At 52.7% G+C, this 14,311-nt stretch carries 15 protein-coding genes; 6 read left to right on the forward strand and 9 right to left on the reverse strand.

Translation table 11 applies throughout. The features are described 5' to 3' along the window. Window positions 1-8: 8 nt before the first annotated feature. Window positions 9-620, reverse strand: coding sequence for a LysE family translocator (locus tag IR195_RS07830; protein ID WP_146943830.1), 612 nt, complete (start codon window positions 618-620; stop codon window positions 9-11). A gap of 142 nt (window positions 621-762) precedes the next feature. Between IR195_RS07830 and IR195_RS07835 the strand changes: the two genes are divergently transcribed. After that, window positions 763-1,242 (forward strand): Lrp/AsnC family transcriptional regulator, encoded by a 480-nt coding sequence (locus IR195_RS07835; protein WP_206049208.1) that lies wholly within the window; start codon window positions 763-765, stop codon window positions 1,240-1,242. Window positions 1,243-1,244: 2 nt separating this feature from the next. Here IR195_RS07835 and IR195_RS07840 read toward each other — a convergent pair whose 3' ends face one another. Together IR195_RS07840 and IR195_RS07845 are read right to left on the reverse strand one after the other, a co-directional pair. Then, on the reverse strand, window positions 1,245-1,844 hold the full coding sequence (locus IR195_RS07840; RefSeq protein WP_206049209.1) for a YqaA family protein: 600 nt from the start codon (window positions 1,842-1,844) through the stop codon (window positions 1,245-1,247). A gap of 9 nt (window positions 1,845-1,853) precedes the next feature. Next, complete coding sequence (locus tag IR195_RS07845) at window positions 1,854-2,672, reverse strand: DUF1206 domain-containing protein (protein ID WP_206049210.1); 819 nt, start codon at window positions 2,670-2,672, stop codon at window positions 1,854-1,856. 155 nt (window positions 2,673-2,827) lie between these two features. On the opposite strand from IR195_RS07845, the gene IR195_RS07850 reads away from it, so the two are divergent. Next, entirely contained in the window at window positions 2,828-3,787 is a 960-nt protein-coding gene (locus IR195_RS07850; protein ID WP_241006816.1) for an AraC family transcriptional regulator, read from the forward strand. Here the strand turns inward: IR195_RS07850 and IR195_RS07855 are convergent. Beyond that, the gene (locus IR195_RS07855; RefSeq protein WP_125747251.1) at window positions 3,752-4,345 is read right to left on the reverse strand and encodes a LysE family translocator; all 594 of its coding nucleotides are present in this window, start codon (window positions 4,343-4,345) and stop codon (window positions 3,752-3,754) included. The two genes, IR195_RS07850 and IR195_RS07855, sit on opposite strands and share 36 nt — an antisense overlap. Before the next feature lie 181 nt (window positions 4,346-4,526). Between IR195_RS07855 and IR195_RS07860 the strand changes: the two genes are divergently transcribed. Next, window positions 4,527-5,387: a bifunctional transcriptional activator/DNA repair enzyme AdaA gene (locus IR195_RS07860; protein WP_172420582.1), complete on the forward strand. Its 861-nt coding sequence runs from the start codon at window positions 4,527-4,529 to the stop codon at window positions 5,385-5,387. Between the two features lie 7 nt (window positions 5,388-5,394). Here the strand turns inward: IR195_RS07860 and IR195_RS07865 are convergent, their stop codons facing one another. After that, the gene (locus tag IR195_RS07865) at window positions 5,395-6,315 is read right to left on the reverse strand and encodes a glutaminase (protein WP_206049211.1); all 921 of its coding nucleotides are present in this window, start codon (window positions 6,313-6,315) and stop codon (window positions 5,395-5,397) included. Window positions 6,316-6,492: 177 nt separating this feature from the next. On the opposite strand from IR195_RS07865, the gene IR195_RS07870 reads away from it, so the two are divergent. Beyond that, entirely contained in the window at window positions 6,493-7,944 is a 1,452-nt protein-coding gene (locus IR195_RS07870; protein ID WP_206049212.1) for a cobyric acid synthase, read from the forward strand. 20 nt (window positions 7,945-7,964) lie between these two features. Here IR195_RS07870 and IR195_RS07875 read toward each other — a convergent pair whose 3' ends face one another. Then, the gene (locus tag IR195_RS07875; protein WP_146943820.1) at window positions 7,965-8,357 is read right to left on the reverse strand and encodes a RidA family protein; all 393 of its coding nucleotides are present in this window, start codon (window positions 8,355-8,357) and stop codon (window positions 7,965-7,967) included. 166 nt (window positions 8,358-8,523) lie between these two features. Here IR195_RS07875 and IR195_RS07880 point away from each other — a divergent pair, with 166 nt between their 5' ends. Then, complete coding sequence (locus IR195_RS07880; RefSeq protein ID WP_125747261.1) at window positions 8,524-9,096, forward strand: hypothetical protein; 573 nt, start codon at window positions 8,524-8,526, stop codon at window positions 9,094-9,096. A gap of 119 nt (window positions 9,097-9,215) precedes the next feature. Beyond that, a complete protein-coding gene (locus IR195_RS07885; RefSeq protein WP_125747263.1) occupies window positions 9,216-9,746 on the forward strand; it encodes a cytochrome b in 531 nt (176 codons plus the stop codon). A 111-nt stretch (window positions 9,747-9,857) separates the two neighbouring features. On the opposite strand, the gene IR195_RS07890 is transcribed toward IR195_RS07885, so the two are convergent. From IR195_RS07890 to IR195_RS07900, 3 genes are all read right to left on the reverse strand, one after another. Beyond that, complete coding sequence (locus IR195_RS07890) at window positions 9,858-11,036, reverse strand: vWA domain-containing protein (protein WP_009723564.1); 1,179 nt, start codon at window positions 11,034-11,036, stop codon at window positions 9,858-9,860. Window positions 11,037-11,039: 3 nt separating this feature from the next. Then, the gene (locus IR195_RS07895; RefSeq protein WP_125747267.1) at window positions 11,040-11,894 is read right to left on the reverse strand and encodes an AAA family ATPase; all 855 of its coding nucleotides are present in this window, start codon (window positions 11,892-11,894) and stop codon (window positions 11,040-11,042) included. A 102-nt stretch (window positions 11,895-11,996) separates the two neighbouring features. After that, window positions 11,997-13,982: a sigma-54-dependent Fis family transcriptional regulator gene (locus IR195_RS07900; RefSeq protein WP_206049213.1), complete on the reverse strand. Its 1,986-nt coding sequence runs from the start codon at window positions 13,980-13,982 to the stop codon at window positions 11,997-11,999. Window positions 13,983-14,311: the final 329 nt, after the last annotated feature.

Raw genomic sequence — 14,311 nt, forward strand, 5'->3', positions numbered from 1 at the left:
GCTTAAATTTAAGAGGCTAACTTCAGGGCAAAGCCAATAATTAGCGTTCCAAATACCCAACGTTGTAGTGTTTGCCTTGTTTGATGACTTTCAAACCAGCGTTGCATCTGCGCTCCCAAGCAGGCATATAGCGCATCGTAGAGAAGTCCGACGCCCACTAGCACAGCCCCCAATAGCGTAAACTGGAGCGCAACGTCACCCTGTTGGGTGTGGACGAACTGGGGTAATAACACCGAACAAAACAGCAGCGATTTTGGGTTCAGCAGGTTCGTTAACAGACCCCGTCTCCAGGCTAAGTAATAGCTACCGGTGAGCGATGCTTGCGGCTGGTTAGTATCAGTGCTCCGTTTGCTACGAATCAGCTGTAAGCCCACCCAAATCAAGTAGGCCGCACCGAGATAACGAACAGCATCAAAAAGCCACGGAGCGGCGACAAATAGGGCGGCCAAGCCCAAGCCGGCTAACGCCACATGCAGTCCTCGGGCGATGGCTAACCCTAGCGCGGTGGCTAGCCCATGCCCGCGGCCCAGCGTACTACTGGTATGCAGCACCAATAGCATATCCGGGCCCGGAATCAGGTAAACAATGGCTAATGCGCTAATAAAAAGACCGATTTCCATGGCCGCTCCCTCAAGATTGCACGTAGTGACTTCACAAAGGGCATGGTACCGTTAAAGTGATGAGTGATTTCTTGCCATTTACGCTCATGTAGCATTGGTTATTGATATTTTGTGCCAATTAAGAGTAAGGAAATGCTTGTTTATGCCAAATGATCAATTAGATGCTACCGACCGACGCATTCTTGCGTTGTTACAGGGGGATGCTCGCTTAACCAATGTGGAACTCGCAGAGAAAGTAAACTTGTCGCCGTCTCCCTGTTTACGCCGAGTGCGGCGCTTGGAAGCAAGCGGCATTATTCGTGGCTACCACGCAGAGCTTGATCGTCGAAGTGTCGGGCTGGAGCTAACGGTGTTTGTGGGCATTAAGGTAGAACGACATCATGAAGAGCAAGCCAATGCTTTCCGAGAAGCCGTGGTTAAACTGCCGGAAGTAGTCACTGCGCATTTGGTGTCTGGTGAATCGGATTTTCTGCTACAGGTGGTAGTGCCTAGCTTGGCAGCTTACGAGGCGTTTTTAACGGGAACGTTGCTGCGCTTACCAGGAGTGAGCGATATTCGCAGCAACTTTGCTATTCAGCCAGTGAAAGAGTATGGCACATTGCCATTAGATAATAGCGTTTAACGCTACATTACTAACCCAGCCAGCGACTGTAATCCGACGACCACCGCCAGAACCACAATGCCTAACGCTAGGCTGGTTTTAAGCGCGTGACGTTTCCACATAAGTTCTACGCGGTTGCCAAAGCGGTGTACCAGCCAAGCAAGGCCGAAATAGCGAAGCCCACGGGCTATCAGGGCAGCCAGCACAAATAACATAATCGGATAGCCGGAAAGCCCGGCGGTAATCATCGCCACCTGAAACGGGATCGGCAGTATGCCTATGGCTAAAATTGCGGCAAAACCGTACTGGCCAAAGAAGGTTTGGAAAGATTGATAGCTTTGTTCAATACCCATAAATTCGATAAACCACGTACCTATGGATTGATAAAGCACCATGCCAACGGCGTAGCCGACAATCGAAGCTATCAGGCAGCCGAGAGTTGTCGCGATGGCGATCGCCCAAATACGCTGCTTGTTAATCGCCATGAGCGGGATCAATACCAGCTCTATGGGAATTGGCAAAATAATGGTTTCTAAAAAAGACAGAGTGCCGAGTAGCCACAGCATGTTTTTCGAGCTATTAATACGCTCAAACCACTGTTTAGTCCGTGTTGTTGAAGGCATCTTATGTCTCTACATTTCAGTATTAATGTGACGATAGACGGCCGCTAAAAGGCTGTAGAGACCAAACGCAAAGAGCCCAAGTGCGACAAAGGCAAGCAACCACTGACCGAAAGGTTGGCTGCGTAGCGTACTGAATACTTCTCCCATACCACCTGCTTGATTAGGGTTAATTTGGTAGGCTGCGATGATAAAAAAACTGCCCACGATCACGAAGACGAGACCGCGAATCACTAAGCCGAATCGACAGATGGGATAGGCCCATTGTTGAGTTTTTGGTGGCATCGCAAAGTGTTTATCGAATTTTGCTTTGTAGCCTTTGATTGCATGGGCAATACCAACACCCATCAAAATTAAACCAACCCCGCCAACTAACCATCGCCCGAATGGCTGCTGCATCAGCCAATCTGCTACGCCTTGCGAGCCGCCTCTGGAATCCCCAGAAGAGCCTGCAAATTGGAAGATGAGCGTTGCAGCAAAAAATGCCAGAAGAATATGCGTAATGGCACTCGCTAATAAACTCGTGCGAATAGTTAAGCCTTTAGTACTATTACCATGATGATCGGTGTCTTTGACAGCTTGGATCGTGCGCCACAGAGCGTAGCCGACCAAACCAACAGCAATAAGACCTAGCATGATGTTACCAAAGGGGGCCGTTAGCACTCTTTCTAGAGCACCGCGGCTGCCTTCCGTTTGGCCACCTTGTCCAAAGGCTGCCAGGGTGGCTAGGCCTCCCACTAATACATAAACGATGCCGCGAGAAGCGTAGCCCATTCGGGCGAAAAGGGTGATCGCATCACGATGATCTGGGTTATTCATTCGATTGGCCATGGTGTCCTCCTGACGTTTATGGCATTGCGAATTCCTACGCAATCTGGCTTATGTAGAGCTTGTCTGGCGGCCCATACTGTGCCCGTGCTGTGCTATTGTCTAGCGTAAGCTAGGTTATCAGGCTATTCGCTATTTTTTGATGATGCGAGCAGAAGATGAGTTATAAGTCTCCAGGTGCTGAGTCTTTAAGTGCTGAGTCTTTAAGTACTAAGTCTCCAAGTGCTAAGTCTTTAGATACTAAGTCTCGAAGCGCTAAGTCTCTACAGGCTGGGCCGCCGCCTGTTTTTTGGCGCGACTCGCGGCTGCCTTATGTCGAACTGCGTAAAATCAGTGATGCGAGGCAAGTGTGCTATGCTCCTCATAGCCATGTTCACTGGTCGGTCGGGGCTATTACGTCAGGCAGCAGTACGTTTTTCTATCGGGAATCGACTTACCCCATTAATGCCGGTGACTTGGTTATGATGAACCCCGACTGGGTGCATGCCTGCAACCCCATTGAGAACGAACCCTGGGCATATTTGATGCTCTATGTGGATGCGCAATGGCTAGCGGATTTGCGCTATCAAATAGGCACGCTTGGCTCCCCGGACTGGAGTGATATCGATACGGCGGTGGTTTCACAGCCAGCGCTGTATGCTCACTATTGCGAAATGGCGGCTTGTTTATTGGATAAGCAATGCACTCTCTCTATGAAGCACGCGTCGGTTACCGGGTTTCTTACTGCATTGATGCTGGCATTAGCACACGAGACAACCGTCTCAAGACCGCAGCCGCCGGATGGTTTGCAGGCTGCGGCTGCCTATTGTGACGTGAATGCGGCTTTCGATGTGTCATTGGAAACGCTATGTCAGTTAACCGGCTATAGCGCTGGCCATCTTATCCGTGCGTTTAAGCAGCACTATGGGCTGACTCCCCATGCTTATCTGATTAATCGCCGTGTTCAGCTTGGTCAGCGGGCGCTTAGGCAGGGGGAGTCAATCGTTAATGCGGCTTTATTAGCCGGTTTTAACGACCAACCCCACTTCCAGAGAACATTTAAGCGGTTAGTGGCGGCAACACCCAATCAGTATCGCTATCCGCTACTCAAACAGCAGGAAAATAGCGCTGGCAGCTAGGCCGGCAGCCAGCGTGCGGTTAATGGTAAGTAGAATGAGCGGGCGGTGAATATAGCGTCTAAGAAAGGCACCTGCATAAACCCAGCTGGCCAATGACAACCAACAAATGGGTAGGTAGAGAGCAGCGAACAGCCATAACTGGTAGGGATCATTACTGCTGGTGTAAGCCCCAATGCCGGCGGCAGACGCCAGCCACGCCTTGGGGTTTAGCCACTGCATCATCGCGCCGGTCATAAAGCCCGGTGGCTTATCTGTACTCTGACCACGAACAGCGCCATCATGTTGGAAAAGCTGATAGCTTAAGTAGAGTAAGAAAAGTAGCCCTGCCCAGCGTAATATTTCCTCTAGTAGTGGCACTACGTTTAGCAGTGAGTAAAGCCCCGCGCCAATCGCCAGGAAAAGCACTAGAAACCCCAGGGTCGCCCCCGTGACAAAAATAAGCCCTTTGGCAATAGGATAGTGGGTGCCGCTACTCAGGCAAACAAGGTTGACGGGACCTGGAGAAATAGACGCGGCAAGGGCAAATGCTGACATCGGTAACAGTAGTGAAACGCTCATTGTTGTCCTCCTAAACAGAATCAAGAGCTTGCAAGGGCGCGAGCAAAGAGTATTGAACAAAATTGAGATGCCACGATATTGCGCAAGATTCGGGTAGGCCGGATGACACTGTCTGGTTAAGCTTGTTCTATGTTCAGAGAGCGCTGTGCTTTCCTCGTTTAGCTCCGGTGAGAACGTCTTTATGAATGACTATGCCCGTATCGAAAAAGCGATGTCCTACATGGTGGCCAATGCCGCTAGCCAGCCAAGTTTGGAAACGGTGGCGGCTCAGGTGCATTTAAGTGCTTACCATTTTCAGCGGCTGTTTTGTCGTTATGCGGGTATTAGCCCTAAGCGCTTTTTGCAGGCGTTGACCTTGGAACGTGGCAAACAACTGATCGCATCATCGGAAAGTCTTACCAACACCGTGCATGCGCTAGGACTAAGTGGTGGCTCGCGGCTTTATGACCACTTTGTGCAGCTAGAAGCGGTCACGCCGGGTGAGTTTAAACGCCAAGGGGAGGGGGTTGAGATTGGCTATGGTGTGCACCCCACACCTTTTGGCGAAATATTAGTGGCGATAACGCCGAGAGGAATTTGTCGGATGGCCTTTGTGGCGTCTACCAGCCAGGAAGCGTTACTGGCAGAACTCGTAAAGCAGTGGCCACGCAGCACGCTATGCCATCGCCCTGATGCCACCCGTTATGCGGTAGAGGCACTGTTTACAACGTCTGCAGAAACGACCACAAAAGCGACACCTGCCACGCTATCGCTCCACGTGAGTGGTACTAATTTCCAGATTGCGGTATGGCGCGCGCTGCTCACTATTCCTGAAGGACAGTTGGCGAGCTACTCGCAAATTGCCCAGGCACTTGGCATGCCGAAATCATCTCGAGCCGTCGGCAATGCGGTGGGTGCTAACCCTATTGCACTGTTGATTCCTTGCCATCGAGTGATTCAGCAAAGTGGTGCGCTAGGCGGTTATCGCTGGGGGATTGAAACCAAACAACAGGTCCAGGCTTGGGAAGCGGCGCAGCATTCCCCTCAGCTTGAGCCGCATTAGTCCTGATTTAGTGTCCAAAGACCGACCAACCGGTTTGTTGGGCAAACATTTCCAGGGCACGAGTGCCCAGTAGGCTATTGCCGTATTTATCCAACCCCGGTGACCAGACGGCAAGCGAACCGCGCCCAGGTGCAATAGCCAAAATTCCACCGCCAACGCCACTTTTTCCGGGCAGGCCAACGCGGAACGCAAACTCCCCCGACGCATCGTAGTGGCCGCACATCATCATCAATGAATTAATCCGTCGCGCTCGTTGGGGCGATACCACACGTAAATCACTTGGCCGGTTGACACCGTCCGATGCCAAAAACAGTCCGGCGTGAGCCAGCTGTTCGCAGCTCATGGCAATCGCGCACTGGTGAAAGTAGGTGCCAAGCACTTTGTCGACATCGTGGCGTAGGCGACCAAAGGCTTTCATAAAATGCGCCAGAGAAGCATTGCGGTCTTTGTGCTGCATTTCCGAAGCTGCTACCTGATGGTCAAAGCAGATACTGTTATCGTCGGCGATATAGCGCACAAAGCTCAGAATTTCCGCCAGTGTCTCTTTAGGCTCGTGCCCCATCATGATGGCATCAACAATCGCAATCGCCCCCGCATTAATAAACGGATTGCGCGGTTTACCGCTTTCATGCTCAAGCTGCACGATAGAGTTGAACGGGTCGCCAGAAGGCTCACGCCCCACCCGCGACCACAGCCCATCACCCCATTTTCCTAGCGCAATGGTTAGCGTAAAAACTTTAGAAATGCTCTGGATTGAGAACGGTGTGGTGGCGCAGCCTGCAGAGAAGCGTTGGCCGTCTACCGTAGCTAAACTGATGGCAAATTGGCTGGGGTCCACATGGGCAAGCTGAGGAATATAGTCAGCAACTTTGCCTCGCTCGGTTTCAAGGGTCAGCTCGGCGGCAATCTTATTGAGTAACTCTTGCATGTCATACGAGTTCGTTTGGCAGCGTGGGGCGCTACCCTAGCGGAAATTAGCAGGCTTGTCTGCTAACGGTCGATACCGAAATGCCATGGCCTATGCACGTTTTTGAAAAGTCTTGTTCGTTGCTAACTATCTGTTCGGCGGCTAAAGTTTGGCTACTTTCAGCAAGGGCCGACGGGCATGACCACATTAATGATTCAGGGAACTACCTCGGATGCAGGCAAAAGCACGGTGGTTGCTGGGCTTTGTCGCGTGTTAAAGCGCCGTGGTATTTCAGTCGCGCCATTTAAGCCTCAGAACATGGCACTGAATAGCGCCGTGACCAGTGATGGCGGTGAGATTGGCCGCTCCACTGCGTTACAGGCCCAGGCGGCAGGTGTGGCTCCCCATAGCGATATGAACCCGGTGCTATTAAAGCCGGAGACGGATCGCGGAGCCCAAGTAATTTTACGCGGTAAAGTGCATGGTCATATGGATGCACTGGATTACCACGCGTTTAAGCGCACAGCGAAAGAGAGCGTTATGGCGGCGTGGCAGGCCTTGGAAAGCCGCTTTGATGTGATCATTGCCGAAGGCGCGGGCAGTCCGGCGGAAATCAATCTGCGTAAAGGCGATATCGCTAATATGGGCTTTGCTGAAGCTGCCGACTGTCCGGTTTTGTTAGTAGGCGATATTGACCGCGGCGGTGTGTTTGCCCAGCTAGTAGGAACGCTGGCGCTATTAAGCGACAGCGAGCAGGCACGTACGAAAGGCTTTATTATTAACCGTTTTCGGGGCGATATTGCGCTGCTGGAACCAGGGCTTGAGTGGTTAGAGACCTATACTGGCAAGCCAGTTCTTGGCACCTTGCCCTACTTGCAGGGCCTACTGCTGGATGCTGAAGATAGCATTGGTCGGGTTCACGCTGAGAAAGCCAATCACACTCTTAAAGTGATTGTTCCCGCGCTGCCGCGTATCAGCAATCATACGGATTTTGATCCGCTGCGTTTACATCCCCAGGTATCGCTTACCTTTGTAGGGCCAGACCAACCGATTCCACCTGCTGATGTAATGATACTGCCGGGGAGCAAAAGCACCGCCAGCGATTTAGCCTGGTTAACGCGCCAAGGCTGGAGAGACGCGATTGCTCGCCATTTGCGCTACGGCGGAAAAGTGCTGGGGATTTGTGGTGGTTTTCAAATGTTAGGTGAGTGGATAGATGACCCGGACGGCTTGGAAGGCGCGCCTGGGAAGGTAGCAGGCTTGGGGCTGCTGCAGGTATCCACGAAAATGGTCGCGGGCAAGCAGTTGCGCAATGTTAGCGGCGTTATGGTCGGGCAAGAAGCGGCAGTGACGGGCTACGAAATTCACAATGGTGTGAGCAACGGAGCTGCACTCAATCGGCCGCTGTTTGATCTAGGTAGCCACGTGGATGGCGCTATCAGTATCGATGGCCAAGTGATGGGCACTTACTTGCATGGCTTGTTTGACCATCCTGAAGCCTGCCAAGCGTTGCTGACTGCGTTAGGGCTAGAAAGTGCGGCACCCGTCGATTATCGCGCCCACCGCGAGCAAGCGCTGGAGCGACTGGCTGATACGCTGGAAGCGCACTTGGATATTGATGCGGTGTTGGCGATGGTAAGGGCGCATTAAGCGCCCAGAATGCAGAGTGTTTATTCTTGCGGCGGGCGCTTTGCCATCAAAGTGATTTCGACGGTGCTGCCCCCGCAAATATTTGGTGACTCGGTGCAGGTGCGGGCTGGGTAGCGGCCTGGTTCAAAAAACTCCGCGTAGATACTGTCTAATGCATTGATCTGCTTTATGTCAGCGAGATGAATGTCAACTCTAACAATATCCGCTAGACTGCCACCCTCTTGTTTTAGCATGCGTTCAAGCTCGCGCATGACAAGTCTGGTTTCTTCTTTGACATCTCCACGGGTGGCTTTGCCGTTAGAGAGGTCCGTAACCGTCAGCCCTGAAATAAACACATAATGGTCATCGATAACCATGTGACTACCAGGGAAACTTGGTTTGGGTAACGTGGGATCGTCGATATACTGTGGCATTGGCTTTCCTTAGCGACAAATAAGCGGGTGGTGATGGGTGCGACTCTACCACTAGCGTGTAGTTCCTTTGGAAGCAGAGGTGGTGCTATCGAGAGCGTTGCTCTAGGCTGGCCAACTTTTAAGGTTTCCCCGTTGTTGTGATTTTAAATTCTCATGAGAGAGCGTAATGAAGGTAGTTCATATTAGCCAGAGCGCCCCGCGTGATGCGTGTTTGGCAACCTTGTGTGCCAAGGTCTACGGTCAGCAAGCTGGGTTAACGCCGCTGGTGGTTTTTACCGGCACGAAAAACGTACTGTTTGACCAAGAGGCAGCCCGTCTGTTGGCGGGTGTCGATGGCGATGGTAAACCCCTGGCACTAGTCTTACTGGTGCTGGATGAGGCTGGCGAGGGGATGACGGTAACCCACGCTTGCGAATTTGTTGATGGTGCTAAAGCACGTTTAATCAGCGAGTTAAGCCTCAAAGCCCCGCTGCGCGTTGAGGTCAGTGATGCCACCCAAGAAGCGTTCTATCAGCAGTGCGGGTTTAAGCGCTGGTTTGATGGTGCGCAGGGGCAACGAAAGGGGCAACGCATTGGTTTAGGCGCTCGCCACCCTGCTAAGCAGAGTAGTGACCTGACAGCGACCTTGAGCCTTGATGAAGCGCTAATACTGCGTCGATTTAAGCATGACCCCGCTGCATTTACTGAGGCCAAAGAGGCTTTTTTGTCAGGTTTAAACAACTTTCCGACCACGCTGTAGGCTAAAAACAACGCAGCGTTCCATTTTATGCAACAAACTTGCACGCTGGTGTCATGATGTTGTCTGTTTTCCTGGGTAAAATAGCGGCATGTTTGATCTTTACTTAAAGGGAAAAGCGTATGGCGCTAGCAATGATGGATACTAATAAACGCTATGGAATAGTCAGCCGCCTGCTTCACTGGGGGATGGCACTATTATTTGTATGGCAATTCAGCAGTGCTGCAGCGCGGCTGTTTTTCGAAGACACTCCGCTTGAGTCTTTTTTATGGGGGACTCATAGCCAAGTGGGCGTTACGCTCTTGGTGCTTGTTGTCGTGCGAGGCACCTGGGCGCTAATTAACGCTTCGCGTCGCCCGGCGTCAGTTAGTGTAATGGCAAAATTGGGGCACTTGGCACTGTATGGTTTGATGATTGCGGTGCCCACGATTGCGCTGATTCGTCAGTATGGTTCAGGTCGTGCGCTGGATGTATTTGGGGTCAACCTAATGCCAGGTTTTGATGGTGAAAAAATTGCCTGGATGACAGAGCTTGGCGGTTTGCTGCATGGCGAACTTGGTTGGGCACTGCTGGCGCTGAGTGTGGGGCATGTGGTGATGGCAATTTTGCACCGTAAATTGACCAACCATGATGTGCTTTCACGCATGGCTTAGTGAGATAAGCTAGTCGATTAGGTGTGCAAAAGCGGCGCGTTCCACCGAACGCGCCGCTTTTTTGATTACCATTTCAGATGCAATGGTAATGCCGTTCCTTGCGATGAATTACTACTTAGCTAACTCGCGCATCGCTGTCTCCAGGCCCTCCATGGTCATGGGGTACATGCGGTCATCGATTACGTCACGAATTAACTGGGTCGAGTAGGTGTACTCCCAGGCACGGGGTGGCATGGGGTTTAACCATGCCAAGCGTGGAAACGTGTCAGCCAAACGTTTTAGCCACACGCCTCCGGGTTCATCATTGAAGTGTTCTACGCTGCCGCCCGAATGAGTGACTTCGTAAGGCGACATGGCGGCATCACCGACAATCACTACCTGATAGTCTGCCCCGTAGGTGTGCAACACATCCATGGTTGGAATGCGCTCGTTCCTCCGACGCATATTATTACGCCAAACCCCTTCATAGAGGCAGTTGTGGAAGTAGTAATGTTCCAAGTGTTTGAATTCGGAGCGTGCCGCTGAGAACAACTCTTCGCAGACGCGAATATGATCATCCATCGACCCGCCGACGTCCAAAAACAGCAGCACCTTAACCGCATTATGGCGTTCGGGGCGCATTTGGATATTGAGTAGCCCCGCATCCCGTGCAGTTTCGCGGATGGTGCTGTCAACATCAAACTCGTCCAGCGCTCCTTGACGGGCGAACTTGCGTAGCCGCCGTAAGGCCATTTTGATATTGCGGGTGCCCAGCTCAAGCGAGTCATCGTAATCGCGAAAACGCCGCTCGTCCCAAACCTTGGTTGCGCGACGGTGGCGCGAACCATCCTGGCCAATACGTATCCCTTCAGGGTTGTAACCATATGCCCCAAAAGGGCTGGTGCCACCCGTGCCAATCCACTTGTTGCCACCCGCGTGGCGCTCTTTTTGCTCTTCCAGGCGCTTTTTAAAGGTCTCGATCAGCTCTTCAAGACCACCCAGTGATTCAATTTTAGCTTTCTCTTCGTCGCTGAGCTGTTTTTCAAATTCGCGCCGTAGCCACTCATCGGGAATGAGCGCCTCAATTGCCGAATCCATGTCTTCAAGGCCTTTAAACCAGGCGGCAAAGGCGCGGTCAAAGCGGTCAAAGTAGCGCTCATCTTTGACCATGACAGTACGCGCCACTTGATAAAACGCTTCCATATCGGCAAACACGACGCCGCGTTCGACCACGGCGTGAAGATCAAGTAATTCGCGCAGAGAAACGGGCACACCGGCACGTTTGAGGGCATCAAACAGACCAATAAACATGGCTTAGCGCCCCGTACTCTTTTGGCGACGCATCATAAACGCCAGGCGTTCTAGTAGGTGAGTGTCCTGCTCGTTTTTAACCAGCGCGCCGGCCATCGGCGGCAGAGCTTTGGCGGGGTCGCGGTGATAGAGCGCTTCCTGGGCCAGTTCGTCGGCCATTAGCAGCTTGAGCCAATCCACCAGCTCTGAGGTAGAGGGTTTTTTCTTGAGCCCTGGGGCGTTGCGCAGATCGAAAAACACTTCCAAGGCTTCGCCGACCAGCCTGGGGGCGATATCTGGGAAGTGGACATCCACAATCGCCTGCATAGTTTCGCGGTCGGGGAATTCGATGTAATGGAAAAAGCAGCGACGCAGGAAAGCGTCGGGCAGCTCTTTTTCATTATTCGAAGTGATCACGATAATTGGGCGTTGTTCGGCGCGAATGGTCTCACCGGTTTCATAAACATGAAACTCCATACGATCCAGCTCTTGCAGCAGGTCGTTGGGAAACTCGATATCCGCTTTGTCGATTTCATCAATCAGCAGCACCACGCGCTCGCCCGCGGTGAAGGCTTCCCACAGCTTGCCAGGTTTGATGTAGTTACCGACATTTTCCACCCCTTCAACGCCCAGCTGGGAATCGCGTAGGCGGCTGACGGCATCATACTCATAAAGTCCCTGGGCGGCTTTGGTGCTGGACTTGATATGCCAGGTGATCAGCTTGGTGCCCAGGGATTCAGCAAGCTCTTCGGCCAGCAGTGTTTTACCGGTACCGGGTTCGCCTTTGATCAGCAGTGGGCGCTGCAGCACAACGGCAGCATTGACTGCCTGTTTGAGCGCATCAGTGGCAATGTAAGAGGAGGTTGAGTCAAACGCCATGGGAGAGCCTCGGCTTGTCGAAACGAGTTTATAAAAATAGATTCAAACAAGTGTACGTGAGGGTAAACCCCAAGGCCAACTCGTCGATAGCGCGTTGGGCTTTCAGTCCTGCCTGTTGGGGGGCACAATCCCCTGGCGCTGCATTTGCCGGTATACCGTGGGACGCGAAACGCCTAGCTCACGGGCAACCGCGCTGATATTCCAGTGATGCTGCTTGAGTCGGTGGATAAGCGAATTTGAAAGTGACTCATTGGCGTTTGTGTCAAGTTGAGCTGTTGCGTTGTGAGTAATACGTTGACTAAGGCACTGCTCTGGCAGGTCGTGAACGGTTAATTCGTCACTTTCTGAGGTGGCGAGGGCAAAGGCGAGGGCATTTTTGAGCTGACGAATATTGCCGGGCCATGAGTACGCGAGTAGCGCACTGATGGCATCCGCGCGCAGGCGCGGCGATATTTGCGTGGCGCGCTCGGCGGCGACGTCTTCAAACACGCGGCGAATAACAAACAGTTTATCGGCGCGTTCGCGTAGCGCGGGCAGTCGCAGCTGAGCACCGTTGAGCCGGTAATAGAGGTCTTCGCGGAATTCCCCTTGCTGGATCATTTCTTCGATATGGCGATGGGTGGCTGTAATAACGCGAATATCGATTTTAACTGGCGTGTTAGCCCCCAGCGGCATGACTTCCCGTTCGGCCAGCACGCGCAACAGTCGGGTTTGCAGCGCTAACGGCATATCACCGATTTCGTCTAAAAACAGCGTGCCTCCATGGGCCTGTGGAATAAGCCCGCGCATCCCTTTTGAACGGCCACCGGTGAAGGCGCCTGGTTCGTAACCAAACAGTTCGCTTTCAATCAGTGACTCGGGAATGGCTGCACAGTTGACGGCAATAAACGGTTGTTTGGCGCGGTTGCCGCTTTCGTGAAGTGCCCGTGCAACGACCTCTTTGCCGGTGCCGGTTTCGCCGCTAATCAGTACGTTCACGTTAGCTTCATTGCGCAAGCGGTCGGCTAGCTTTTGCACTTTGCGCATCGCAGGGTCGTCGGCACCCAGCCGGGCTAAGGGGGCCGGCAGCTCAGAAGAAAGCGGTGTTGCCCGTTGCGCCATGCGGGGGCGGCGGGGTTCCAGCAAGCTTATAAAGTGGATGGTGTTGCTGGCGCGAGCGCGGAAGGCACGCAATTGATCATCAGTACCGCTATTAATACTGAGTATATCGGCGATCTCACACTCGAATAGCTCACCCAGCATAGGAGTGTGATTTGCCGACCAAGGGGGCCAGCGATGCTGGTGTTCGGCGATTAGCTCGCGGCCTACGGCGTTAGCAGCGATGACCTGTCCATTCTCTTCAATAGCGATCAAACCACGCCCGTTGACGTGGACAAATTCCCGCGAGGTATCTAAACGCACCATCAGGCAGTCGCGGTAGCGCTGCAGAAAATAGGCATCCTCAATCATGCGCGCATAAAGCGTTACCAGCGATAGGCTGAAATTCTGGCTTTCGTGCTGGGTAGGCGACTGCAGCGCGGAAATGTCTAACACAGCCATCACATTACCCTGAGGGTCTGCAATAGGAGCAGCGGTGCAGGTCAGCGAGATATGGGATGCATCGAAGTGTTCTTGGCGGTGGCAGATGATGGCTTGACGATCATGCAAACAGGTGCCAACAGCACAGGTGCCAGCAAAGCGTTCATCCCAGTCTGCCCCTAGGTAGAGGCCTGCTTTGCGTAATTGCTGGTCCTGGTTGGGGTCGCCACGAAACTCAACGGTAATGCCGCGGTGGTCGGTGACGAGTAGTACGTAGCCAAGCTGTGCTATTTGGCCGTAAAGCTGATCGACCCCGGCGCGGGCGACATGCAGTAACTCATCAACAGACTCGCGGTGCTCAATCAATGTTTGCTGCGGCACGACCCGTGCAGGGCGTGGATGAGTGGGGTCTAGCTGATACTCGTTCAGGCAGCGCAGCCAGGAGCGACGAATGGGGGCCTGCGCAGGCAAGCTGGGTGTATCGAGTCCTTCACCGAGCTGAAAAATATGCTCGATATGTTGACGTTGTTCAGATTGAAGCCGTGTAGGTGCAAACGTGGAGTGCAGCATGGCGTTACTCGTTGGGCGCTGTCGTTATTGTTCTTTCAGCCTATGCGCTTTACCCCCAGAGTCAACGTGGTCTGCTTACGCCGTTAGTCGTGCGTTACACCTGTAACGTTTAGCTGTAAACAGCGTGACAGGTGTACATGACTCCCTATTGGTTACTCAGTACGTGAAAAGGCTAGGCGAGGGCGCTACTTTTGCCACCCATGGCAAAAGACCCTCGCTACGCCTTATCACTGCCTTGTACCTCATTAAGGCTGTATTTTTTGTTTATTTTTCAGCTTGTTGATGTGCTTTTCGGGCTGTTTGGCACGGTAGCTGCTTAGGGTTGGGTG

Source organism: Vreelandella venusta (genome assembly GCF_015689495.1).
Taxonomy (GTDB): Bacteria; Pseudomonadota; Gammaproteobacteria; order Pseudomonadales; family Halomonadaceae; genus Vreelandella; species Vreelandella venusta.